This is a genomic window from Streptosporangium sp. DT93 (assembly GCF_049844535.1).
GTDB lineage: Bacteria > Actinomycetota > Actinomycetes > Streptosporangiales > Streptosporangiaceae > Streptosporangium.
The window spans coordinates 1-23,229 of record NZ_JBNCLF010000009.1; the positions used below are offsets into that span (position 1 = coordinate 1).

At 72.2% G+C, this 23,229-nt stretch carries 17 protein-coding genes; 7 read left to right on the top strand and 10 right to left on the bottom strand.

What is annotated here, in order from left to right; genetic code table 11:
- The first annotated feature begins 251 nt into the window (after positions 1–251).
- A complete protein-coding gene (locus ACLQ2R_RS20245; protein ID WP_425961620.1) occupies positions 252–932 on the top strand; it encodes a hypothetical protein in 681 nt (226 codons plus the stop codon).
- Between the two features lie 124 nt (positions 933–1,056).
- Here ACLQ2R_RS20245 and ACLQ2R_RS20250 read toward each other — a convergent pair whose 3' ends face one another.
- Together ACLQ2R_RS20250 and ACLQ2R_RS20255 are read right to left on the bottom strand one after the other, a co-directional pair.
- Positions 1,057–1,923 (bottom strand): anti-sigma factor domain-containing protein, encoded by an 867-nt coding sequence (locus tag ACLQ2R_RS20250; RefSeq protein WP_425961622.1) that lies wholly within the window; start codon positions 1,921–1,923, stop codon positions 1,057–1,059.
- On the bottom strand, positions 1,904–2,476 hold the full coding sequence (locus ACLQ2R_RS20255; protein WP_425961624.1) for an RNA polymerase sigma factor: 573 nt from the start codon (positions 2,474–2,476) through the stop codon (positions 1,904–1,906). Before ACLQ2R_RS20255 ends, ACLQ2R_RS20250 begins: the two co-directional genes overlap by 20 nt.
- Positions 2,477–2,602: 126 nt before the next feature.
- Here ACLQ2R_RS20255 and ACLQ2R_RS20260 point away from each other — a divergent pair, with 126 nt between their 5' ends.
- Positions 2,603–3,202: a hypothetical protein gene (locus ACLQ2R_RS20260; protein ID WP_425961626.1), complete on the top strand. Its 600-nt coding sequence runs from the start codon at positions 2,603–2,605 to the stop codon at positions 3,200–3,202.
- A gap of 230 nt (positions 3,203–3,432) precedes the next feature.
- Here the strand turns inward: ACLQ2R_RS20260 and ACLQ2R_RS20265 are convergent, their stop codons facing one another.
- Together ACLQ2R_RS20265 and ACLQ2R_RS20270 are read right to left on the bottom strand one after the other, a co-directional pair.
- On the bottom strand, positions 3,433–4,422 hold the full coding sequence (locus tag ACLQ2R_RS20265) for a Gfo/Idh/MocA family protein (protein WP_425961628.1): 990 nt from the start codon (positions 4,420–4,422) through the stop codon (positions 3,433–3,435).
- Positions 4,423–4,590: 168 nt separating this feature from the next.
- The gene (locus ACLQ2R_RS20270; RefSeq protein WP_425961630.1) at positions 4,591–6,174 is read right to left on the bottom strand and encodes a peptide chain release factor 3; all 1,584 of its coding nucleotides are present in this window, start codon (positions 6,172–6,174) and stop codon (positions 4,591–4,593) included.
- A 248-nt stretch (positions 6,175–6,422) separates the two neighbouring features.
- Here ACLQ2R_RS20270 and ACLQ2R_RS20275 point away from each other — a divergent pair, with 248 nt between their 5' ends.
- Complete coding sequence (locus ACLQ2R_RS20275) at positions 6,423–7,184, top strand: PP2C family protein-serine/threonine phosphatase (RefSeq protein ID WP_425961632.1); 762 nt, start codon at positions 6,423–6,425, stop codon at positions 7,182–7,184.
- Between the two features lie 393 nt (positions 7,185–7,577).
- On the opposite strand, the gene ACLQ2R_RS20280 is transcribed toward ACLQ2R_RS20275, so the two are convergent.
- Positions 7,578–8,717, bottom strand: a complete 1,140-nt coding sequence (locus tag ACLQ2R_RS20280; RefSeq protein ID WP_425961634.1) for a sensor histidine kinase — start codon at positions 8,715–8,717, stop codon at positions 7,578–7,580.
- Entirely contained in the window at positions 8,714–9,370 is a 657-nt protein-coding gene (locus tag ACLQ2R_RS20285) for a response regulator transcription factor (RefSeq protein ID WP_425961636.1), read from the bottom strand. Before ACLQ2R_RS20285 ends, ACLQ2R_RS20280 begins: the two co-directional genes overlap by 4 nt.
- A 262-nt stretch (positions 9,371–9,632) precedes the next feature.
- On the opposite strand from ACLQ2R_RS20285, the gene ACLQ2R_RS20290 reads away from it, so the two are divergent.
- From ACLQ2R_RS20290 to ACLQ2R_RS20305, 4 genes are all read left to right on the top strand, one after another.
- Positions 9,633–10,235, top strand: a complete 603-nt coding sequence (locus ACLQ2R_RS20290) for a hypothetical protein (RefSeq protein WP_425961638.1) — start codon at positions 9,633–9,635, stop codon at positions 10,233–10,235.
- 12 nt (positions 10,236–10,247) lie between these two features.
- Positions 10,248–12,356, top strand: coding sequence for a flotillin family protein (locus ACLQ2R_RS20295; protein ID WP_425961640.1), 2,109 nt, complete (start codon positions 10,248–10,250; stop codon positions 12,354–12,356).
- On the top strand, positions 12,353–17,581 hold the full coding sequence (locus ACLQ2R_RS20300; RefSeq protein WP_425961641.1) for a DNA repair ATPase: 5,229 nt from the start codon (positions 12,353–12,355) through the stop codon (positions 17,579–17,581). Before ACLQ2R_RS20295 ends, ACLQ2R_RS20300 begins: the two co-directional genes overlap by 4 nt.
- 569 nt (positions 17,582–18,150) lie before the next feature.
- On the top strand, positions 18,151–18,993 hold the full coding sequence (locus ACLQ2R_RS20305; RefSeq protein ID WP_425961643.1) for a nitroreductase/quinone reductase family protein: 843 nt from the start codon (positions 18,151–18,153) through the stop codon (positions 18,991–18,993).
- Between the two features lie 83 nt (positions 18,994–19,076).
- Here ACLQ2R_RS20305 and ACLQ2R_RS20310 read toward each other — a convergent pair whose 3' ends face one another.
- The 4 genes from ACLQ2R_RS20310 to clpX form a co-directional block, all read right to left on the bottom strand.
- A complete protein-coding gene (locus ACLQ2R_RS20310) occupies positions 19,077–20,381 on the bottom strand; it encodes an MFS transporter (RefSeq protein ID WP_425961645.1) in 1,305 nt (434 codons plus the stop codon).
- Positions 20,378–20,875 carry an SRPBCC family protein gene (locus ACLQ2R_RS20315; RefSeq protein WP_425961647.1) on the bottom strand — a complete coding sequence of 166 codons (498 nt, stop codon included), beginning with the start codon at positions 20,873–20,875 and terminating at the stop codon, positions 20,378–20,380. The genes ACLQ2R_RS20310 and ACLQ2R_RS20315 overlap by 4 nt, the downstream gene beginning before the upstream one ends.
- Before the next feature lie 268 nt (positions 20,876–21,143).
- Positions 21,144–21,722 carry a hypothetical protein gene (locus ACLQ2R_RS20320; RefSeq protein WP_362813095.1) on the bottom strand — a complete coding sequence of 193 codons (579 nt, stop codon included), beginning with the start codon at positions 21,720–21,722 and terminating at the stop codon, positions 21,144–21,146.
- 40 nt (positions 21,723–21,762) lie between these two features.
- Complete coding sequence (gene clpX, locus ACLQ2R_RS20325) at positions 21,763–23,076, bottom strand: ATP-dependent Clp protease ATP-binding subunit ClpX (protein ID WP_425961649.1); 1,314 nt, start codon at positions 23,074–23,076, stop codon at positions 21,763–21,765.
- Between the last annotated feature and the right edge of the window lie 153 nt (positions 23,077–23,229).

Below are 23,229 nucleotides of genomic sequence, written 5' to 3' on the forward strand. Positions count from 1 at the left end.
ACCCGGCCGCGCACGCCCCCCGCGGGGGCCGCGCCAGGCCCGCGGCCCCCGCCGGGCCCCCCGCCGGCCGCCGGGGGCCCGCCCCCGCAGACCCCCGCCCCGCCCGCCACGCTGAGGCGGTTCGTTCCCAGCCCCTCGGGGGACACGGTGACGCGACCGGGCGTCCCACGCGATCGCGGCCTTCCCGACAGGGGCGGGGACCCGTGAGTCACCGGATCCGCCGGGTCTCCTCACCAGGGGACAATGGAGTCGTGAGCTTCGAACTGGCCGTCTGGCACGAGCCCGAGCCGATCACCAGGGAACGCGCCCGGGACGTCTTCCAGGCGGCGCGTCACGCGGAACCGGGGGGCGTACCGGCACGTGCCGGTGAGCGCCTCGATAGGCCGACAACCCCGGACGAGACCCCCGGCAAGGCCGAGGCAGCCGAGCGGCATCCAGGGGTAGCCGCGTTCACGGAACGGCTTCCCGGCGCCGAGCGGCTCTCCCCGGGCCTCGTCCTGGTGACCCTGCCCCCCGAGCGGGCCGACGAGGAATCGGCCGAGGTCTTCGCGCTGGCGGCCGAGTGCGGGCTGGTCTGCTACGACCCGCAGCGGCACCTGGTGCACAACCGGGAGCCGCGGGGCGTCCACCCCGCCATGGAGATGCGCACGGGCGACGGAATGATCGTGGTCGATCCCGACCTGCGGCTCGTCTCGGACGCGCTCACCACCCTGTCCCCGCAGAACCCGTTCATGGCGCTGGTCGTCTTCGGCGAGCACTTCGTCCAGACCTCCCCGGAGCTCTCGGGGTACGAGCTGGAGTACAGGGACAGTGTCAGGGGCCGGATGTTCCGCACCCACGTCCCGGACCTGGCGGCGGTCCAGGAGGCCTTCGCCGAGTACGCCACGGGCGGGCGCGCCTTCCTGGAACGCCACGACTGGCGCCTCGTCTGACCCCCGGCACCCGACGCCCGACATCCGCCGCTCGGCACCTGACACACGGCAACCGCCACCCGGCACCCGGCCCGGGTCCCGCGCGGACACGCCGAACCCGCCGCCGACGCGACGGGCTCGCCTCCTACCCGTGCAGGGTGCCGCGCAGGAAGCTGTCGGAGGAGTGCCCCGGGTTCCCGTCGAGCGGTTCGCGGGAGACGTCCACCACCGGGTAGTCGGCGGTCCTGACGTCGGCGGGCAGGGAGTAGGAGGCCTGTCCCGAAGGATCCAGCGTTCCGAGTGAGATCATCCGCTTGGCGGCCCGGTCGAGCAGCCAGACCTCGTAGAAGCCGTCGGGCGCGGGCAGCCCGCTGAGCCGGACCCGCAGGCGGTCGCCGTCCGCCCCGGTCCGGAGCTCCGCCACGCCGTCCCCCTGCTTGCCCGGCAGGGCGGCGAGCACCGTCTGGCTCACGACGGTGTCACGGTCGGACGTCAGCCCCTGGAAGAGGAGCGTGCCGCCGATCCCGGCGACCAGACCGGCGGCGATGGCGGTGAGCAGCCGGACGCGCCGGCCCGCACGCGGGCCCACCGCCCCCCTGCCCGCCTGACGGGAGGGACGGAGCGGCCGGGGCCGCGTGGGCGTGACGGCAGGAGCGGCCGGGGCCGCCGGAGCACCCGGATCGACGGACCCGTCCTGGGCGTCCGGGCCGGACGGGACCGGCTCGGCCCGGACGGGCGGGGCCGCCGGAAGCGGAGCCCCCGGAAGCGAGGCGGCCGGAGCGGATCGGGCGGCGGGGCCGGGCAGGAGGCCGGGAGAGAGGCCGAGTTCCGCGCGTACGCCCTCCCACACACCGGGGCCGGGATGCTCCAGCGGCCCCCGCCGGACGGCGGAGACGACCTGGACGAGCCCGTCGAGACGTTCGCGACAGTCCGGGCAGGTGGCCAGGTGCGCGGAATCGGCCTCCTCCCCCAGGGCGATCAGCGCGAGCGTGTCATCGTTCGGATGGTGCACTGTTCACCCCCAGACGCCGGCGCAGCCGGTCGAGCCCCCGGCTGATGTGACTTTTGACCGTGCCCAGCGGCAGATCCAGCTTGGCGGCGATCTCGATGTGCGTGAGCTGCTGGTAGAAGGCCAGTTCAAGGATGGTACGTCGTGGCTCGCCCAGCTTGTTCAGCTCGTCGGCCAGCAGGACCCCGTCGGTCACCGTGTCCAGGGCGGCGGGTTCCCGGACCTCGGAGGCCACGGTGTGGGAGATCCTCTGGTCCCGCTGGATCAGCCTCCACTGGTCGGCGATCTTGTGCCGGGTGATGCCGGTGAGCCAGGCGGCCAGGGACCCGGCCTCGGCGTTGTAGCCGGCCCTGCCGTTCCACGCGGCGACGAACACCTTCTGGGTGACGTCCTCGGCGTCGGCGGTGTGCCGCAGCGAGCGCAGTGCGAGCGTGTAGACCGTCGGAGCCCATCGGCGGTACGCCTCGGCCAGGCAGCGCTCGTCTCCGTCACGCAGGCCCGCGGCCAGGGCGTCGTCGTCCAGCTCGGTGCTGTCGTCGTCAGTTCTGTGCGACATGTCCGGTCGGGGGGTCGGGGACGATCGTCATCCGTTTCCTGGGCGACGAATGGCGATGGCGGTGCATCCATACGGCGCCCAGCCCAAGAAGAGGGGGTGATGTCGTCAAGGAAAGAGAAACTTACCATGCGCCTTCTTCGTACGCTGAGCTCGGTCGCGGCCTGCGCCGCCCTGCTCGTCCTCCCCCTCCAGGCTCCGGCCTCGGCCGCCACGGCCGCGCCCGTCAAGGGCGGCGAGACCAAGGTCACCACGGCCCGGGGCCTGGGCAAGGTTCTTCTCGAGAACGGGATCGCCGCCTACACGACCTCTCCCGGCAAGACCGGCGTCCACGTCTCGGGCGACAACCTGTCCCTGTCCTTCCGCTATCCGGTCACCGGTGGCCGCGCCTCGGTCAAGCCGCTGGCCGGGAAGGTCGAGCACCGCGGCGACCTGGCGTTCGTCAACGTGAGGAACGGCAAGCGGCTCAAGGTCGGCGACTTCGTCATCGACCTGGCCAAGGGCAGGATCAGTGGCAACGTCAACGACGACCCCAGGACCCGCGTCCCGGTCTTCGACCTCGACCTGTCGGCCGCCAAGCTCAAGGTGGACGGCTCGGTCGTGCACGCCCGCAACATCCGGGTCAAGCTGACCTCCGTCGCGGCGGGTGCCCTGAACAAGGCGCTGAGGACCGACCTGTTCTCGGGGGGCCTGCGGATCGGCACCGCGTCGACCACCCTGCACCTCTGATCGGTCCCGGCGCCGGCGCCGTTCGTTCCTGAGAGTCCCTCCGGCCGGCCGCGGACGTGAGATAGAGGGTGTCCATGATCGTTCATGACGGCGAACCTGGACACCCTCGTGACCGCCCCGTCCGGTACGAGAGGACGAACGCCCCGGCCACGCGGAAGGGGGACCCTCTCAGGTGGGCGAGCAGGAACCGCCCCGGCCGGTCGTTCGCCTCGTTCGCCGGGGAATCCGCCTCACTCGCCGGGGAAGCGGACGCCCACCTGCGCGCGAACCTCGTCCAGGGTGGCCATCACGTCCAGCGTCGCCTGCCAGGGCATCAGCGGGCTCTCCAGCAGGCCCTCGCGCATGCAGCGCATCGCCTCGGCCGCCTCGTGCAGCATGCCCTTGCCCTCGAAGGGGACGTGGAAGGTCTCCGGCTCACCCTCCACGCGGTGCAGGACGAAGGTGTCGGGACGGAAGAACGGGGCCGGCACCTCGATCCGGCCGAGCGGGCCGGAGATCGACGCGGCGACCGGGCTGTGCGTGGTGATGCCGCAGGACAGCAGGGCGACCGCCCCGCTGTCGTAGCCGAGCAGCACGCCGGTGTTCTCGTCCACCCCCTCGGGGGTCAGCCGCGCCCAGGATCGCACCCCGGCGGGAGCGCCGAGCACCATGTGGGCGAAGGAGACGGGGTAGACGCCCACGTCGAGCAGCGCGCCACCGCCCAGTGCGGGGTTGCGGAGCCGGTGGTCGGGCGGGACGGAGACGGAGAACCCGAAGTCGGCGTGGACGGTGGCGACGGGGCCGAGGGCGCCGCCCTCGACCAGCTCCATGATGGTACGGATGGCCGGGATGCAGCGCGTCCACATGGCCTCCATCAGGAACAGGCCCCGCTCGCGCGCGAGGTCGACCAGCCTGGCGGCCTCGGCCCGGTTGAGGGTGAACGCCTTCTCGCACAGCACGGCCTTGCCCCCTTCGAGACAGGTCCGTACGGCGTCGTGGTGGGCGTTCTGGGTGTTGGCGACGTAGACGATGTCCACGTCGGGGTCGGCGGCCAGCTCCGCCCAGCTTCCGTGGGCCCGCGGGATGCCGTGCCGGTCGGCGAAGGCCCGCGCGGACGCCTCCGACCGCGATCCGACCGCGACCACCTCGGCGTCCGGCAGGAGCTTCAGGTCCTCGGTGAAGGTGGCGGCGATGCCGCCGGTCGCCAGGATGCCCCACTTAATCGGCTTAATCACGCTCATAGCCTCATATCTCACCATGCGTCATTTTCCAACGATCGGCCGGTACGGACCACCGCACGCACCCCGCGGACCGGTGGTCACCGCCACCCGTATGGGCCAGGGCCGTCGCCCCTGCGCGGGCGCGCCCGCGGACGTGCGTCACGGACCGGCGGCCGCGAGGGGAACCGCTCAGCCGCGGGTGTCGGCGAGCAGGGCGTTCAGCACCAGGTCGGGATGGTCGCGCATCACACCGCGCATGCGCCACTCGTCGGTGAACAGCGCCAGCAGGGCACCGTCCAGCGAACGGGTGAAGACCTCCACCCCGCGCTGGCGGGCCAGGATCGGCGCCGACTCGGCGTCGGTGAGCCTGGCGATACCGAAATCGAGCCGGTCCATCAGGATCTCGGTGTTGAACTCGGCGCCCATCCGGTGCTTGACCACGTCGAACTGCATCGGGCCCACCGCGGCGAGCACCGGCGACTGGTCTCCGCGGACGTCGGAGCGCAGCACCTGGACCACGCCCTCGGCGTCGAGCTGCTCGATGCCCTTGCGGAACTGCTTGGACCGGCTGGAGTCGCGGACCCGGGCGGTGGAGAAGTGCTCGGGGGCGAAGCTCGGGATCCTCGGGAACTCCACGGGCGCGCCGTCGTAGAGGGTGTCGCCGGGACGCAGGGCACTGGCGTTGACCAGGCCGACCACGTCCCCGGGGTAGGCCTCGTCGATCGTGGCGCGCTCCTGGCCGAACACCGACTGGGCGTACTTGGTGGCGAACGGGCGGGCGGTGGCCGCGTGGACGAGCACCATGCCGCGCTCGAACCTGCCCGAGCAGACCCGGACGAAGGCGATCCGGTCGCGGTGCGAGGGGTCCATGTTGGCCTGCACCTTGAAGACCAGCCCGGAGAACGGCTCCTCCAGCGGGCGCGGGTCGTCGGAGACGTCCGGGCGGGGCGTGGGGGCGGGGGCGATGTCGACCATCGCGTCCAGCAGGCGGCCGACGCCGAAGTTGGACAGGGCGGCGCCGAACAGCACCGGGGTGGACTCGTGCGCCTCGAAGGTCTTCTGGTCGTGGTCGGAGCCGATCGCGGAGAGCAGGTCGATCTCGTCCTTGGCCCGCTCCCAGTCCTCGCCCAGCTCGGCCAGGGCCCGCTCGGCGGTCAGGTCGGTCTCGATGGCCTTGGTGGCGCCGCCGGGGGTGCGGGTGTAGCGGACGATGCGGTCGGCGGCCCGGTCGGCCACCCCGTGGAAGAACCCGCCGGTGCCGATCGGCCAGGTGATCGGCGTGGGCTTCAGGCCGGTCCGCTCCTGGATCTCGTCCAGCAGCTCCAGGGCCTCGCGTCCGGGGCGGTCCCACTTGTTGACGAACGTGATCACCGGGATGCGCCGGTGCCGGCAGACCTCGAAGAGCTTGAGCGTCTGCGGCTCCATGCCCTTGGCGGCGTCCAGCAGCATGACCGCGCAGTCGACGGCGGCCAGCACCCGGTAGGTGTCCTCGGAGAAGTCGGCGTGACCTGGGGTGTCGACCAGGTTGAACATGTGCCCGCGGTACTCGAAGCGGAGCGCGGCCGAGGTGATGGAGATGCCCCTGGCCTTCTCCATCTCCATCCAGTCGGAGGTCACCCCGCGCCGCCCGGACTTGCCGTGCACCGCGCCGGCCTGGCTGATCGCCGAGGCGTGCAGGGCCAGCGCCTCCGTCATGGTCGACTTGCCCGCGTCGGGGTGGCTGATCACCGCGAACGTGCGGCGCCGTGCCGCCTCCTGAATGATCGCGGCCATTCCTGGTCTCCTCGGTGCGTAAGGCGCGGGACTCCGGGCACGGTGCGGAGGGCACCGAAGAGTCCCGAGAGTGTTCTGAAACAGCTTACGCGCCGCCACAGCCGTCAACAGATGTGGCAACACTTCCCCAGGCCGCTTGCGCCACCATGGTGTTAAGTGGATCGTGGAACATCTCGGTTCGCCCACGCCCATCCCAACTGTCCGAAAGCGGCTTAGCTCGTGCAACTCGACGATCCAGTGGTGTGCATATGATCACGCTGCGCTATACGGCGGGCTCCGACGTGGGCCGCGTCCGGCAAGGCAACGAGGACGCCGCCTACGCGGGCGCCTGGCTCCTCGCCGTCGCCGACGGGATGGGCGGTCACGTGGGCGGTGAGGTCGCGAGTTCGGCGGCGATCGCCACCGTCGCGTCCCTGGACCAGGAGTGCCCGGGTGACCTCGTCGCCGCGGCCGAGGTCGGGGTCCGCAAGGCCAACCAGCGCCTGCGCGAGCTGGTCGAGGAGGACCCGACGCTCAGCGGCATGGGCACCACCCTGACCCTGATGCTCTGGAACGGCTCGCGCGTCGCCCTCGCCCACATCGGCGACTCCCGCGCCTACCTGCTCCGCAACGGCGACCTGTACCAGATCACCTACGACCACACGCTGGTCCAGACGCTGATGGACGACGGCCGGATCACCGCCGAGGAGGCCGCCCGCCACCCGCACCGGTCGATCCTGCTGCAGGTCCTCGACGGCGGCGAGAACCTCGAACTCGACCTGTCCCTGCGGGACGCCGAGCTCGGTGACCGCTACCTGCTCTGCTCCGACGGGCTGTCCGGGGTGGTCGAGGCCGAGCGGCTGCGGCAGGTGCTCGCCGAGGTCGACGACCTGACGGAGGTGACCCGGCGGCTGATCGAGCTCGCCTGCGAGGCGGGGGGACCCGACAACATCACCTGCGTGGTCGCCGACGTGGTCGAGGGGGAGATCTCCGACACCCCGCTGGTGGTCGGCTCCGCGGACCCGGCGTAGGCACCGGGCCCGGGGACCCGACCCGGGAACCCTGCTCGGGGATCCCGCTCGGGAACGCCTCAGGGGCCCGGAGAGCCGGGCGGCGACCCGGCGCCCGGCTCAGGGTTCCGGCGCCCCGGCGGGGTCTGAGGTGAGCCGGACGGGGTCTCGCGTGAGCCGTGCGGGGTCTGAGGTGAGCCGGACGGGGTCTCGCGTGAGCCGTGCGGTAGGTCCTGGCCGGAAGAGGCCGTGGCGGTTATCGTCGGAGATCCGCGCTCCTGCCGATCACCGCTGCGGAGGGATGTCCCCATGTACAAGGAATTCGCCATCGAGGCCGTCGTCTGGCTCATTCCCGTCGTGATCCTCGTCGGCCTCGCCTACATGATCACCCGGCCCGTCTGACCCGCCCGCCCGTCACTCCGCGTACGGCAGCCGCACGGTGACCGTGAGACCGCCCCCGTCGCGCGGCCGGGCGGTGACCGTGCCGCCGTGCGCGCCGGTGACGGCCCGGACGATCGACAGGCCGAGCCCGCTGCCGCGCCCGGGGTCCAGCCGTTCGACCCTCAACCGGCGGAACGGCTGGAAGATCGCCTCGACGTCGAAGGGCGACACGGCGGCACCGGTGTTGGCGACCACCAGCTCCACCGTGTCGCCGCACCGCCCGCTGGTCACCCACACCTGTCCACCCGGCAGGTTGTGCCTGATCGCGTTCTCCACGAGGTTCTGCACCAGCCGCTCGACCAGCGCCGGGTCACCCGCGATCGGCGCGTGTCCCGGCGCGCCGCGCATGCTCACCTCGCGCTCCCCCGCCTCGGCCTCGGCCTGGTCCACGACGTGCTCCACCACGTCGGCCAGGTCGAACCGGCTCCGGTCGTGGATCACCTGCTCGCCCTCGGCCAGCGCGAGCAGGCCGTCGATCAGCCTCTGGTGCCTCGTGTTGACCAGCAGCAGCGACTCGCCGAGCCGCCGTACCTCCGCGGTCGTACCAGGCGCGCGGACCGCCACCTCGACCAGTGTGCGGTTGACGGCGAGCGGGGTGCGCAGCTCGTGCGAGGCGTTGGCGATGAACCGCCGCTGCCCGTCCACGACGCGGGCCAGCCGTCCGAGCATGCCGTCGAAGATGTCGGCCAGCTCCTTGACCTCGTCGTCCGGGCCGTCGTGGCGGATGCGTTCGGCCAGGTCGTGGCTCTGCGCCACGCGCCGGGCGGCGGCGGTGACCTTCCTGGCCGGGCGGAGCGCCCAGTTCGCGGCCCACCAGCCGGCCCCGCCGCCGATCGCGGTGGTCCCGAGCAGGGCGAGAACTCCCCAGTCGCGTACGGAGCGCATGGTGTCGCGCAGGTAGAGCCGCCGGACCGCCCGCTCGTAGCCGGTCCGGAAGTCCTCCTGCAGGGCCCATCCGTCGGGCACGCGGACCACCCCGGTGTTGCTCTCGTGGGGAAGGGGCTGCAGGCTCTGTCGCACGACGAACAGGACGGTGCCCAGCAGCAGGGCGCCGATCAGGAGGGACATGGCCCCGAACAGCAGGGCGAACCTCGTCCGGACGGTCGTCCTCACGGGATCCGGTACCCGACTCCCGTGACGGTCTCGATGACCTGTGGGTCGCCCAGCTTGCGGCGCAGCCGCATCATCGTGGTCCGCACGGTGTTGGTGAACAGGTCGATCCGCTCGTCCCACACCTTCTCCAGCAGGACCTCCGCCGAGACCACGATGCCGCGGGCGCGCAACAGCTCGGCGAGCAGGCCGAACTCCTTGCGGGCCAGCGGGACGTAACGGCCGGCCCGGAAGACCTGCCGGTGGACCGAGTCGAGGCTGATGTCGGCGTGCCGCAGGACCGGCGGATCCACCGGGCCGGTGCGGCGAGCCAGCGCGCGTACCCGGGCCAGCAGCTCCTCGAAGGCGAACGGCTTGCGCAGGTAGTCGTCCGCGCCGAGGGACAGGCCCTCCACCCGGTCCCGTACGTCGCCCGCAGCGGTGAGCATCAGGATGCGGGCCGGGCCGCCCGTCTCGACCGCCGTCCTGCAGACGTCGTCCCCGTGCGTGACCGGCAGGTCCCGGTCCAGGACCAGCACGTCGTAGTCGCAGGCGGCGAGCCTTTCCAGGGCCGCCCCGCCGTCGTGGACGACGTCCACGACCAACCTCTCGGCCCGAAGTCCCGCCGCGATCGAGTCGGCGAGCATCCGCTCGTCCTCGGCGATCAGAACCCGCATACCGCTCTCCCCGTTCTCCACCCGTTCACCCCCGTACCTCCCCGGCGGGCATGGCATGCCCGCACGCGGTCCAAGGGTGGCAGTCACGGGATAACACGGGCATAACCAGATAGGTCCGCGCCTCTGACCTCCGGGGTACTCATACGGATATTTTCCCTTTTGGGGAACTTTCGCATTTAACGGATCTTTATCTGTATATAGTCATGAACGCGCACTCGGGGGAGCGCGATCCGGTACACCAGCAGGGGGATCTCACACGCCGATGGGTCCGTTCGTCGACGCCGCGCTCTCTTTCCCGACCGTCCTGTTCACGTTCCTGCTCCTGGTCATCGTCGTCTACTGGGTGCTCGTCGTGGCCGGCGTCTTCGGGTTCGACGACGACGCCTCCGAGGCGACGGGCGCGGCAGGCCTGATGAGCGGGCTGGGACTCGGCGGAGTCCCGGCCGCGATCGCCGTCTCGCTGCTGGTGGCCGTCGCCTGGTTCGTCAGCCTGGTGGGCGGCACCCTGTTCACCGGTACCCCCGCCCTGGTCGCGGTGCTCCTCGGGGCACTTCTCTGCGCCTGGGCGTGCACCCGTCTCATCGTCGTGTCGCTGCGGCGTCTCGTCCCGAAGGAGCGCCTCCCCTCCCGCGCCGACTTCGTGGGCCGCGCGTGCGTCATCCGCACCGGACGGGTCGGCCGCGACTTCGGCCAGGCCGAGGTCACCTCCGCGGACGGCTCATCCGCTCTCGTGCAAGTACGACAGACCGGCGACGAGGATTTCGCAGCCGGCAGCACCGCCCTGATCTTCGCCTATGACTCCCCCGGCGAATTCTTCTGGGTGATGCCGTACGACGCGGAACTCGACCCCGATCGTCCGATTTAATCGAGGGACCACATGGACGTCATCTCCACCGGACTCGGCATTCTCCTCGCCGTCGTCCTCCTGCTCGTCATCGGCATGCTCTTCCTGATCAGCCGCCTGTTCAACAAGGTGGAACAGGGCAAGGCGCTGATCGTCTCCAAGATCAACAAGGTGGACGTCACGTTCACCGGCGCCGTCGTGCTGCCCGTCTTCCACAAGGCGGAACTGATGGACATCTCGGTGAAGACCATCGAGATCGCGCGGACCGGCCGCGAGGGCCTGATCTGCCGCGACAACATCCGCGCCGACATCCGCATCACCTTCTTCGTCCGCGTCAACAAGACCGTCGAGGACGTGGTGAAGGTCGCCCAGGCGATCGGGACCGCCCGCGCCAGCCACCAGGAGACGCTGCAGGAGCTGTTCAACGCCAAGTTCTCCGAGGCGCTCAAGACCGTCGGCAAGCAGCTCGACTTCGTCGACCTCTACACCCAGCGCGACCACTTCCGCGACCAGATCATCCAGGTCATCGGCACCGACCTCAACGGCTACAGCCTCGAGGACGCGGCCATCGACTACCTGGAGCAGACCTCGCTGACCTCCATGGACAGGAACAACATCCTCGACGCGCAGGGCATCAGGAAGATCACCGAGCTGACCGCGATCGAGCACGTGCGCACCAACGAGTTCCGGCGGCGCGAGGAGAAGGAGATCACCCGCCAGAACGTGGACGCGCGGGAGGCCATCCTGGAGCTGGAGCGCCGCCAGGCCGACGCCGAGACCAAGCAGAAGCGCGAGGTCGCGACGATGCGCGCCCGCGAGGAGGCCGAGACCGCCAAGGTGCAGGCCGAGGAGCGGCTCAAGGCGCAGGCCGCCGGGCTCCGTACCGACGAGCAGCTCGGTGTCCAGCAGGAGAACCAGGCCCGCGAGATCGCGGTCGCGGCGAAGAACCGCGAGCGGGTCCTCGCCATCGAGACCGAGCGCATCGAGAAGGACCGCCTGTTGGAGGTCATCGCGCGCGAGCGCGAGACCGAGCTGTCGCGCATCTCCAAGGACAAGGAGGTGGAGGGCGAGAAGCGCTCCATCGCCGAGGTCGTCCGCGAGCGGATCGTGGTGGAGAGGACCGTCGCCGAGCAGGAGGAGAGCATCAAGCGCCTGCGGGTGGTCGAGGAGGCCGAGCGGACCCGCCAGGCCGTGATCATCCAGGCCGAGGCCGAGGCGCAGGAGAGCCTGGTCAAGGACATCAAGGCGGCCGAGGCCTCCGAGGCGGCCTCCAAGCACCGGGCCCGCGAGGTACTGGTGCTGGCCGAGTCCCGCCAGCAGGCCGCCGAGCTGGACGCCCGCGCCAAGATCCGCATGGCCGAGGGCGTGCAGGCCGAGGTCGCGGCCACCGGGCTGGCCGAGGTGCAGGTACGCGAGCGGGACGCCGCGGCGATCGAGAAGGTCGGCCGCGCCGAGGCCACCGTCGAGCGGGAGCGGGCGCTGGCGGCCGCCGAGGGCGAGCAGGCCAGGGCGCTCGCCGTGGCCACCGGGGTGCGCGAGAAGCTCAAGGCGGAGGCCGAGGGCGAGCAGGCCAAGGCGATGGCCGCCGCCACCGCGATCGGCGAGAAGCTCAAGGCCGAGGCCGAGGGCCTCACCGAGAAGGCCGCGGCGATGGCCGCGCTCGACGACGCGACCCGCGCCCACGAGGAGTACCGCCTGCGGCTGGAGGCGGAGAAGGAGATCCGGCTCGCCGGGGTGGAGGTGCAGCGCAGGATCGCCGAGGCGCAGGCCTCCGTCCTGTCGGCCGGCCTGTCCAAGGCCAACATCGACATCGTCGGCGGCGACAGCGTGTTCTTCGACCGGCTGATGGGCTCGATCACCATGGGCAAGGCGGTGGACGGCTTCATGGACCACTCCGACGTCGCCAGGACGCTGGCCGGGCCCTACCTGAACGGCTCGGCGAGCCTTCCCGCCGACCTGGCCGGGATGCTCGGCTCGATCGACACCGCGGGCGTGCGCGACCTCTCGCTCTCGGCGCTGCTGATGAAACTGATCAAGGAGGGCGGGCCCGACGCCGACAGGCTTCGCCTCCTGCTGGCCGAGGCCCAGGCGTCCGGCACCGCCGAGGTCCCGGCCGGCGCGCTCGACTCCGCCCGGCGGTGACGTCCTCCACGGCGGAAGCCGTCGTCCGGACCCCCGGCGAGGGGGCGGGGCTGGACGCGGGCACCTACGAGGTGCTCCGCGCCCGGCTGGCCGAACAGGCCGCCGAGCTGGCCCGGCGGGCCGACGGGCTCAACGCCGAACGCCTGGCGGTGTTCGGCGGGACCGAGATGCGCCTGCTGGGCACCGAGCGGATCCGCACCGAGAACAACTGCGTGCCGCGCGACATCGTGTCCGTCGGCGGGCTCATGCTCTTCGGCTACAACGTGTTCATCGGGCTGAAGCCGGAGACGACCGTCGAGGACGTCTTCTCCGTGCACACGTTCGTACGGGACACCGGCGCCGGTGTCCCCGGCGCCTCCGGCGCCCCCGCCGAGAACGGTGGCGCGGGGAACGGCGAGGTTCCCGGGAGCACGGCGGACGGCGGCGCGGGCGAGGCCGGCAGGCCGTTCCGTTTCGACCCCGCGCCGATGTTCCGCGACCCCCGCTTCGAGCACGACTTCGCCGAGCTCTACCGCTACTACCGGGAGACGCGGCTGCTCCAGCTCCGCCGTGTCGAGAGCAAGCTGCTGGCCGTCTTCCGGACCGGTCCGCAGGACACCCGCGTGCTGCGCTGGCAGGTCGAGACCGGCGGCACGCTCACCTACATCGACAACCGCGGGGAGCGCGACCACACGTTCCCGCCCTCGCACGACTTCGAGTGGATCCCGGCCACCCGCGACGACCACGTCCCGGGCCGCCACCCGCACATCTCGATCGAGGGCGAGGTGTTCGTCGAGACGGTCGGCGGCGACCTCACCATCAAGGTCGAGAACAACACCGAGACCGGCGAGGGCGTCTACCGCGAACCCGTCGCCGAGCCGCTGCAGAGCCTCGCCGACGCGGAGGTCCAGCACGCCAGGATCGGCCCGCTGATCCTGCTGCGGGTGCGCCCGTACAAGGAGACCGAGTGGCGGCACCTGGTCTTCAACACCCGCACCAAGGGCGTGGTCCGCCTCGACGGCATCGGGCAGGCCTGCCGGCGCCTGCCCGAGGACCAGGGGATCATCTTCCCCGGCGGCTACCACCTGTCCACCGGCGTGAGCAAGACCTTCGACACCGACGTGTCCGACCTGGAGTTCGAGCGGGTCGTCCGCTCCCCCAACGGCGAGGACGTGCTCTACGTCTTCCACGCCAGGGCGGAGGGGCGGTCGCTGCTGCTGCCGTACAACGTGATCCGCAAGCAGGTGGCGACGCCGCTGTCCTGCCACGGGTACTCGCTGTTCGACGACGGCACGCTGGTGGTCTTCAGGGCGGTCTCCGAGGAGCCCACCCGCGTCCATCCCATGCAGGTCTGGCAGACGGCCTACCAGTCCGACCTGTACGCCGCCGGGCGGCGCACGGGCACCGGGCCGCTGGAGCGGATCGGCAACGCCGAGCTGGTGCGCGGCATCTCCGACTGCCTGTCGGTGGCCAGGATGACCGAGGAGACGGCGCCGTCGGTGCCGGTCTTCGAGGCGCTGATCGCCGCCTGCGCCCGGGTCTTCGACCACTACCACTGGCTGGGCGAGCACCACCTGCGCGGCCCGCTCGCCGACGTGCGGGCCACCGCCGAGCAGGTGCTGGACGAGTTCGAGGCGGTCCAGGAGCTCACCCGGCAGGCGGCCGAGGCGCTGGAGGCCGCCGCCGCGGACGTCACCTCGCTGGTACGGCAGGCGCGGGTCGACGCGCCGGGGACCGCCCAGGGGTGGGTGGACCGGCTTTCGGAGCTGCGCCGCGCGCAGGGGCACCTGGTGACCCTGCGCGAGATGCGCCACGTCGACCTCGGCGGGATCGACGCGCTGGAGGCGGAACTGACCGCCGAGCTCGGCGCCGCCGCGCGGAGCGCCGCGGGCTTCCTCAGCGGCGACGACGCCTTCGCCGGCTACCACGCCGACGTCGGGCGGCTGGTCGCGGACGCGGGCGCGATCGCCACCGTGGCCGAGGCCGGGCCGGTCGCCGAGCGGATGGACCGGCAGGCGCGCGGCCTGGAGGTGCTGGTCGAGGTCGTCGGCACGCTCGACATCGCCGACGCCACCGTGCGCACCGCCATCCTGGAACGGGTCGGCGAGGTGCTCGGCGGCGTCAACCGCGCCCGCGCCACGCTCAGGTCCCGCCGCACGGAGCTGCTGGCCGGTGAGGGCCGGGCCGCCTTCGCCGCCGAGTACGCCCTGCTGGGCCAGGCGATCACCGGCGCCCTGGCGATGTCCGACACCCCCGAGCGCTGCGACGAGCAGCTGGGCCGCCTGATGCTCCAGCTGGAGAACCTGGAGTCGCGCTTCGCCGAGTTCGACGACTTCCTGGTACGGCTGTCCGCCAAGCGGGAGGACGTCTACGAGGCGTTCTCCTCGCGCCGTCAGGCGCTGCTCGACGAGCGGGCCCGCCGGGCCGACCGGCTGGCCGACTCCGCGACCCGGATCCTGGCCGGGGTACGGCGCCGGGTGGCGGGCCTGGCGTCCCAGGACGAGGTCAACACCTACTTCGGGTCCGACCCGATGGTGCTCAAGCTCAGGGCCGTGGCCGGCGAGCTGCGCGCGCTGGGCGACCAGGTGCGCGCCGAGGAGCTCGAAGGGCGGATCGCGTCCGCCCGCCAGGAGGCGGGCCGGGCCCTGCGCGACCGCCTGGACCTCTACACCGACGGCGGCGACACCATCCGGCTCGGCCGGCACCTGTTCGCGGTCAACACCCGGCCGGCCGACCTGACCCTGGTGCCCCACGAGGGTGGCATGGCGTTCGCCGTCACCGGGACCGACTACCGCTCCCCGGTGCGCGACGCGGACTTCGCCGGGACCCGGCCGTTCTGGGACCAGGCGGCCGTCTCGGAGTCGCCCGAGGTGTACCGGGGCGAGTACCTGGCCGCCTCGATCCTGGCCGCCGCCGAGGCCGGTGCCCTGACCGCGGGCGAGATCCCGGTCCCGCTGCGGGCGCTGCGGGAGGCCGCGGCGTCCGAGGGCGGCGAGCTGCTGGAGATCGTCCGCCGGGTGGCCGAGACCCGCTACGACGAGGGGTACGAGCGCGGCGTCCACGACCACGACGCCACCGCCGTCCTGCGGGCCGCGCTGCGGCTGTACGCGGACGCCGGCCTGCTGCGCCACCCTCCGGAGGCCAGGGCCGCGGCCCAGCTTTTCTGGGCGTTCGGCGTCGACGCCGACGCCCGCGCGGCCTGGACGACCCGGGTGGGGTCGCTGGCGCGGGCACGGTCCCTGTTCGGGCACGTGGAGGCGGTGAACGAGACCCGCGACGCCCTGGCCCGCGCGATCGCGTCCTTCGTCCTCCCCCTGCGGGGCGGCACGGCGGGCACAGCGGGTACAACGGGCTCGCCGAGTTCGGCGGGCACGGCGGGCCATCCGGACGACGGGCAGTGGGACGCCCTGGACGCCGGGCAGGCCGGTGAGTACCTCTTCGAGGAGCTCGCGGGCGGTCCCGACGGGTTCGTGACGAGCGCCGGGGCGCGGTCGCTGCTGGAGCGGTTCGACCGGGCGCTGGGACCCGCCCGCGCGGGGTTCGAGGACGACCTGCGGGCGCTGGGCGACGACCTCGCCGGGCGTCACCGCCTGGCCGAGGCGTGGCTGTCGGCCTTCGAGGGCGCCGGACGGGCCGCCGGCACGACCGCGGGGACGACCGGGGACCCGGCCGCGACGACGGGCTCGGGAACGGGCTCCGCGACGGGTTCCGGGGCGGACTCCGCCCGGGGGGCGGGCGCGGGTCAGGGGAGGTCGGCCGAGCTCGCGGAGGCGGTGGCCGTGCTGCTGTGCGAGCTGCCGCGCTACGACTCGGAGGCGGCGCGGGCCGTCGTGGTCGAGGGCCTGCTCGGCACCCACCCCCGCATCTCCGCGCACCGGATGGAGCTGCGCCTGGACGAGTTCCTGACCAGGACCCGGCGCTTCCGCGAGCACCGCGTCCCGGCGTACCGCGCCTACCAGCGGCGGCGCAACGAGCTGGTCGCGGCCGAGCGCGAGCGGCTGAGGCTGGAGGAGTTCCGCCCGAAGGTGATGAGCGCCTTCGTCCGCAACCAGTTGCTCGACGAGGTCTACCTGCCGCTGATCGGCGACAACCTGGCCAAGCAGCTCGGCGCGGCCGGTGACGCCGAGCGGACCGACCAGATGGGCATGCTGCTGCTCATCTCCCCGCCGGGGTACGGCAAGACCACGCTGATGGAGTACGTGGCCGACCGGCTCGGGCTGATCTTCGTGAAGGTCGACGGGCCGGCCCTGGGACACCTGGTCACCTCGCTGGACCCGGCGCGGGCGCCCGACGCCACGGCCCGGCAGGAGGTCGAGAAGATCTCCTTCGCGCTGGAGATGGGCAACAACGTCCTGCTGTACCTGGACGACATCCAGCACACCTCCCCCGAGCTGCTGCAGAGGTTCATCTCGCTCTGCGACGGCCAGCGGCGGATGGAGGGCGTCTGGGAGGGCCGTACCCGCACCTACGACCTGCGGGGCAAGCGCTTCGCGGTCTGCATGGCGGGCAACCCGTACACCGAGTCGGGCGGGCGTTTCCGCATCCCCGACATGCTGGCCAACCGAGCCGACGTGTGGAACCTGGGCGACGTGCTCTCCGGCAGGGAGGAGCTGTTCGCGCTGAGCTACATCGACAACGCGCTGACCTCCAACCCGGTGCTGGCCCCGCTGGCGGGCCGGGACCGCGGCGACATCCGCCTGCTGGTGCGGCTGGCGCGGGGAGAGGAGGGCGTCCGGGCCGACCGGCTCTCGTACCCGTACTCGCCGACGGAGCTGGAGCAGATCCTGGCGGTACTGCGCAAGCTGCTCCGGATCCAGCGGACGGTGCTGGCGTGCAACCAGGAGTACATCGCCTCGGCCGCGCGGTCGGACGCCTCGCGGACCGAGCCGCCGTTCCGGCTCCAGGGCTCGTACCGGAACATGAACAGGCTCGCGGCACGGGTCATGCCGGTGATGAACGACGCGGAGCTGGAGGCCGTGATCGACGACCACTACGTCGGCGAGGCGCAGACGCTCACCTCGGGGGCGGAGTCCAACCTGCTCAAGCTGGCCGAGCTGCGCGGCACCATGACGGCCGGGCAGGCCGCCCGGTGGGCGGAGGTGAAGGCGGCCCACCTGCGCTCCCAGGCGCTGGGCGGCGCCGAGGACGACCCGATGACCCGCGCGGTCGGCGCGGTCGGCCTGCTGGCCGACCGGGTGAGCAGCGCCATCGAGCACGCCGCCGACCGGCTCTCCTCCGAGCCGTGACCCCGGTGGGTGGGCGGCCTCTCGTCCGCCCACCCACCGGCGGGCGCACGGGCCGATCCCTCGGAACGCGCCACCCGGTTCACCGGACCGGCCGGTGGACGGCTGCGCACGGAAACGGCCCGCGGGAAAACACGCCGGCGAAAAGACGTTCCGCCGGGAAACCCGTGTTGCCTCACCCCTTCACCAAGCACTACATTGAATTCATGACTGCCGGGTCGGCCTTGGGCCAAGAGCGAGTGGGGCACCCGGCCACCACGTGATCGCCGGGCAGGCCAGAGGCCCGCCTTTTCTTTTTCCGTGCATGCCGCGCATGCCGCGAATCCCGCGCATTCGACGCGACGTTTCCATGAGTACGACGGTGCAGGTCACCGTCGCTTCGGCGCGCCTTCGACGAGCCGGTCCGGCGGGTGGGCACTCCACCCCGGCCGGATATTCGGCACGCCCTTTCCCTTTGTCACCCGCACCGCGGCCGGCATCACCCGACGGTGATTTCCCGCGGCCCGCCGTGCGGTCATTCGCCATGCCCGCGAACGGTCCGCGGGCCACCGGAACAGGAGCACGTACAGAGAATGCCCAACGATTTCAACCAGCAGGTCATCGAGGAGTTCCGCGCCAACGCCGGCCGGGTCGGCGGCTTCTTCGAGGGGGCCCGGCTGCTGCTGCTGACCACCGTCGGCGCGCGGTCCGGGGCCCCGCACACGACCCCGCTCGGCTACCTTCCCGACGGGGGCGAGCAGGTCCTGGTCATCGCCTCGGCCGCGGGCGCCCCGAGGAACCCCGCCTGGTTCCACAACCTGGTGGCCGACCCCCGCGTCACGGTCGAGACCGGCGCCTTCACCTACGAGGCGCGGGCCGTCGTGCTGGAGGGCGCCGAACGCGACCGGGTCTTCGCCCGCGCGGCCGAGGCCGATCCGGGATGGGCCGAGTACCAGGCCAGGACCGACCGCGTCATCCCGGTGGTCGCCCTCCGGCAGGCCGGGGACGGACCTCCCGCGCCGAACGTCACGTCCTGGGGCGCGCACCTGAGGCTGGTCCACGACGCGTTCCGGCGGGAGCTGGCCCTGATCCGCGAGGAGGTCGCGCGGTCGGGTCCCGGCCTGGGCGCCCAGCTCCGGGTGAACTGCCTGACGCTCTGCCAGGGGATGCACAACCACCACACCGGTGAGGACCTGATGATGTTCCCGGCCCTGGGCCGGGAGCGTCCCGACCTGGAGCCGGTGCTGGAGCGGCTCCGCGAGGAGCACCGGACGATCGCGACCCTCCTGGACGACCTGCGCGAGGTCGTCTCCGCCGACCGTACGGACCCCCTCCCGGTGCTCACCGAGGTCGAGCGGCTCACCGGCGCGGTCGAGGCCCACCTGGACTACGAGGAGGAGTGGCTGATCCCGATCCTGGACGCGCCGGCCCCCTGATCGGGCGGCACCCGTCCCCCGGGCACGGCGGCCCCGGGGGACGGGACCGCCGTGCTCCCGGAACCCGGACCCGGATCGAAGGCTCAGCGCCGGACGCTCTTGCGCCACCACCAGAACATCGCCAGGACCGTGCCGAGCACGCAGTAGGCGCCGGCGAGCTGGAAGACGAACGCCACGCCTCCCGCGGCGATCAGGATCCCGGCGACCGAGGTGCCGATGCCCGAGGAGACCGAGTCCGAGGCGCTGGCCACGCCGAAGGAGCGGCCGAGTGCCGCCGGGGGCGCCAGCTTGGTGATCAGCGCGTAGGTGAGGGGCACCGAGACGGCCATCAGCACACCCTCGACCACCGAGATGACGATGGCCATCCAGATGCTGGTCGTGATCGCGTACGCGAAGGCCAGCACGCCCAGCAGGCCGGTGACCACGCCCACCACGAGCCAGCGGGGGGTGTTGGGCAGCACCTTGGAGGCGTGCGGCGACAGCAGCACCACCGGCAGCATCGTCGCGGTGAACGACCACGGGATGATCGGGTCGGCCGCGCCGAGCTCGCGCAGGTAGGGCCCCCACAGCACGGCGTACACGCCGTACATGGTGGCGGTGGCCGAGACCAGGGCGATCACCGGGCCGATGGAGCGCAGCACGTCCAGCAGCGAGGTCCTGTCCACCGCGTCCGCGTCCGTACCCGCGGCCTTCCCGGCCGGCGCGGTCCCGTCCGCCTTCGCGGCGTCCTCCCCGCCCTCGGTGTTCCCGGTCTCCGCGGTCTTCTCGACCCCGTCCTTGCGCAGTTCCGCGGGGAGGGCGGCGGTGCGGCTCAGCAGGCTGACGACTCCGGCGCTGCCGAGGGCCACCACCGCGAACCAGGGGGCGGCGGCGGTGCCGTCGATCACGACCAGGCCGACCATGATCGGCCCGACCAGCGCGCCGGCCGTCCCCACGCTGTTGAACCGGCCGAAGATCCGCTCGTGCTCGGCCGCCGGGGTGGCCAGGCCGATCGTGGTGCGCAGCGCGTTCCCGGCCGCCGCCATGCCGCCGGTGGTGAACAGGTAGGCGACGGCCATCACCGGGAGGTAGGAGATCATGATGAAGGCCAGCGCGGCGAGGAACGCCACCGTGCAGCCGCCGACCAGGGCCCGCCAGGCCCCGAACCGGTCCACCAGCCGGCCGGTGATCAGGTTGGAGGCGGCGGCGCCGAAGGCGGAGCAGATCATGACCGTGCCGAGCATGGCCAGCTCGACCCCGCGGTCCAGCAGGTAGGGCACGATGATGGCGATGGTCCCCATCTGCGACGCGCGCAGCAGGAACGTGACCGTGAAGGCCCCGCGCAGCGAGACCGCGTACGACGTCGACGGCGCGGGAGGCGGGGCGAGCCGCGCCTCGACCCGGCTCATCCCCTCTCACCCCGGTCGACGACGCCGACCGGGCTGCTCTGCGGGCCGACGGCGCAGATGTACCAGCGCATCCGGTCCAGGACGCGGGGCGCCCACATCTCCCGGGCGTGCTGCAGGTCGGCCTCGGACAGGCCCCGGTGGGTGACCACGACCATGGTCGCCCTGGGGGTCGGCCAGAGCCTGATCTCGGCGACGCTGCGCCGCGTGGGCCAGCCCTCGCAGTCCATGGTGATCGCGACCCGCTCGCCCAGGACGAGTTCGGCGGTGGTGGCCGACAGCCCGAACTCCGCGACGCTCCAGCTCACCCCGTCGGAGGTCTCGCCGGCCGGCTCGCCGGTCCACGCCGCCAGGGAGGCCGGGTCGGTGAGGGCCCGGTAGATCTGGCTGGCCGTGCCGCGCTGGATGATGTCGGTGACGAGCAGCGAGTGGGTGCCGTCCTCGTGCGCGTAACTCGGGTCCTGCTTGCTGCCCGGCCGGAAACTCAGGGACGTCAAGGAAGGTCCTCTCAAGGCAGAGGTGACCGTGACGTCACGACGCCGCGGGCACCGGGGTGCAACCGGGGGAAGGGAGGAGAACCGGCGGGGTCGCCCCCGCCGGGTGAGGTCCCCGCACCGGGGATCGGGTGCCGGGACTCCCGGGTTCCGAGCCCGGGCCGCCAGGACCCGCGATGCCGGATTCCGGACGAGGGGCCCCGGGATCCCGGGGCCCGGGGCGGGTCCGCGGCCGTCGCCGGTCGCGGGCCCGCCTGGGCTACCCGAGTCCTCAGCCGCGCAGCTGACGGAACTCGTCGACCTTCGCCTGGAAGTCGCCCTCGTTCAGGGCGGTCTCCTCGGCGCAGGCGCCCGCGCTGGCCTCGATGCCGGGGCCCAGCGGGAACGCCTTCTGGAACTGGATGTTCACGCGCGGGGGGACCTCGTAGGCGTCGACGCCGACACCGAGACCGGTGACCTTCTCCGCCACGCGGCGCTTGCCCACGTAGACGTCGAAGATGGCGTTGTAGACGATGATCGCCGGGTAGTCGTTGCCCGCCTGCTGCGCGATGGCCAGGCTGCGCGGCTGCGGGGTGTCGGACAGCGTGATGGTGACGAACTCACCGAAGGTCTCGGAGAAGCCGGCCACCTCCCACTGCTCGATGGCGAACTCGAACTGCCGGTGGCCACCGGCGTTGGTGACGGGGGCGCCGCGGTCGAGGCGGAGCACCGCCGTCATCTTGAGGATCTCCTTGACCTCGCCGCCGGAGACGATCGGGATGTTCAGCTCGGACTGCTGGAACTCGACGTCGGCGACCGGGGGGAACTCGGTCTGCAGCGGGAGCGGGTTGACGATCTGGGGGGTTGTCATGTTGTCTCCTTGCTGATCCCACGCTCGCGTGGGTGACGGTTCACATCGGGTGGTCGGGCGCCGCGGCCTGCACGACACGCGGAAGCGGTGCCCGCCGCCCGGTGTGTTCGGTGTTCCGCCCCGCCTCGGCGGGCGGGGAGGTCTGTGCCGGGACCGGCGGTCGGGGTGCCGTGTCGGCGGCGGCCCGCACGTCGGAGGCCTCCACGACGAGGCGCCGTCCCGGGTCCCAGTCGGGGCTGTCGTACATCAGCCCGAGCAGGGTGCTTTCCATGATCGATCGCAGGCCCCTGGCCCCGGTCTTCCTGCCGTGCGCGGCGGTGGCGACCGCCACCAGCGCCTCGTCGGTGAACGAGAGCACGTGCCCGTCGAGCCGGAACAGCTCCTCGTACTGCGACAGCAGGGAGCCCGACGGCTCGGAGACGATCCGGCGCAACTCGGCCAGGCCGAGCGGCTGGAGCTGGACCACCACCGGCATGCGGCCCACGAACTCCGGCAGCAGCCCGAAGGAGACGAGGTCCTGCGGCTCCACCTCGGGCGCGGGGGCGCGCTCGCCCCCGATGTCGGCGGCGAAGCCGATGCCCCGGGACCCGCCGCGCTCGGCGGCGATCTCGTCGAGCCCGACGAAGGCCCCGCCGGCGATGAACAGGATGTCGGAGGTGTCCAGCCGGCGCGTCTCGCCGCCCGCGGGGCCCCCGCCGGCGCCGCCGCGCGGGTCCAGGGAGACCTGGGTGCCCTCCAGGACCTTCAGCAGGCTCTGCTGCACGCCCTCCCCGGAGACGTCGAGCGTGCCGCCCTCGCGGCGGGCGAGCTTGTCCACCTCGTCGAGGAAGACGATGCCGTGCTGGGCGGCGTTGACGTCGCCGTCGGCGGCCGTGACCAGGCGGCGGAAGATGGACTCGGTGTCCTCCCCGGCGTAGCCGGCCTGGGTGATCGAGGTGACGTCGGCGACCACGAACGGCACGTCCAGGGTCCTGGCGAGCGTCTCGGCGAGCAGGGTCTTGCCGGTGCCGGACGGCCCGGCGAGCAGGATGTTGGACTTGGAGAGGCGGGTGGAGCGTTCCCCGGGGCCGATCCTGCCGATCCGCTTGAAGTGGTTGTAGACGGCCACGCTCAGCGCCCGCTTGGCGGTGTCCTGGGCGATGACGTGCTCGTCCAGGCGGGCCACCAGCATCGAGGGGGTGAGCCTGCCCGACGCCTGCCGGGCGCGGCGCCGTCCCTCGACGGCGGCTATCCCGGCGTACGCGCAGTCGACGCAGATGGCGGTCCCGGTGCCGGTGATCAGGGGGACGGCGGCCAGTTCGTTCACACCGCAAAAGGAGCAGTGAGCCAGTTTTCTGCGGAGCGGAACGGCCACGCGATCACCTCGGGTTCGGGTAGGTCACTTCCACAAAATGTAGGGATCTCCTCACCCCCCTCAACGATCAAATGTCCACATATATAGATAAAGCAGTGGTGAGGTTCTGCTGTTGCCGCTCCGCTCTCAGCATCTAGCTTTAATATCCCGCAC

Coding starts and splice junctions, on each gene's coding strand:
- ACLQ2R_RS20255 (WP_425961624.1), bottom strand. CDS start 2,476: ATGTCGCACAGAACTGACGACGACAGCACCGAGCTGGACGACGACGCC.
- ACLQ2R_RS20260 (WP_425961626.1), top strand. CDS start 2,603: ATGCGCCTTCTTCGTACGCTGAGCTCGGTCGCGGCCTGCGCCGCCCTG.
- ACLQ2R_RS20265 (WP_425961628.1), bottom strand. CDS start 4,422: ATGAGCGTGATTAAGCCGATTAAGTGGGGCATCCTGGCGACCGGCGGC.
- ACLQ2R_RS20270 (WP_425961630.1), bottom strand. CDS start 6,174: ATGGCCGCGATCATTCAGGAGGCGGCACGGCGCCGCACGTTCGCGGTG.
- ACLQ2R_RS20275 (WP_425961632.1), top strand. CDS start 6,423: ATGATCACGCTGCGCTATACGGCGGGCTCCGACGTGGGCCGCGTCCGG.
- ACLQ2R_RS20285 (WP_425961636.1), bottom strand. CDS start 9,370: ATGCGGGTTCTGATCGCCGAGGACGAGCGGATGCTCGCCGACTCGATC.
- ACLQ2R_RS20290 (WP_425961638.1), top strand. CDS start 9,633: ATGGGTCCGTTCGTCGACGCCGCGCTCTCTTTCCCGACCGTCCTGTTC.
- ACLQ2R_RS20295 (WP_425961640.1), top strand. CDS start 10,248: ATGGACGTCATCTCCACCGGACTCGGCATTCTCCTCGCCGTCGTCCTC.
- ACLQ2R_RS20305 (WP_425961643.1), top strand. CDS start 18,151: ATGCCCAACGATTTCAACCAGCAGGTCATCGAGGAGTTCCGCGCCAAC.
- ACLQ2R_RS20310 (WP_425961645.1), bottom strand. CDS start 20,381: ATGAGCCGGGTCGAGGCGCGGCTCGCCCCGCCTCCCGCGCCGTCGACG.
- ACLQ2R_RS20320 (WP_362813095.1), bottom strand. CDS start 21,722: ATGACAACCCCCCAGATCGTCAACCCGCTCCCGCTGCAGACCGAGTTC.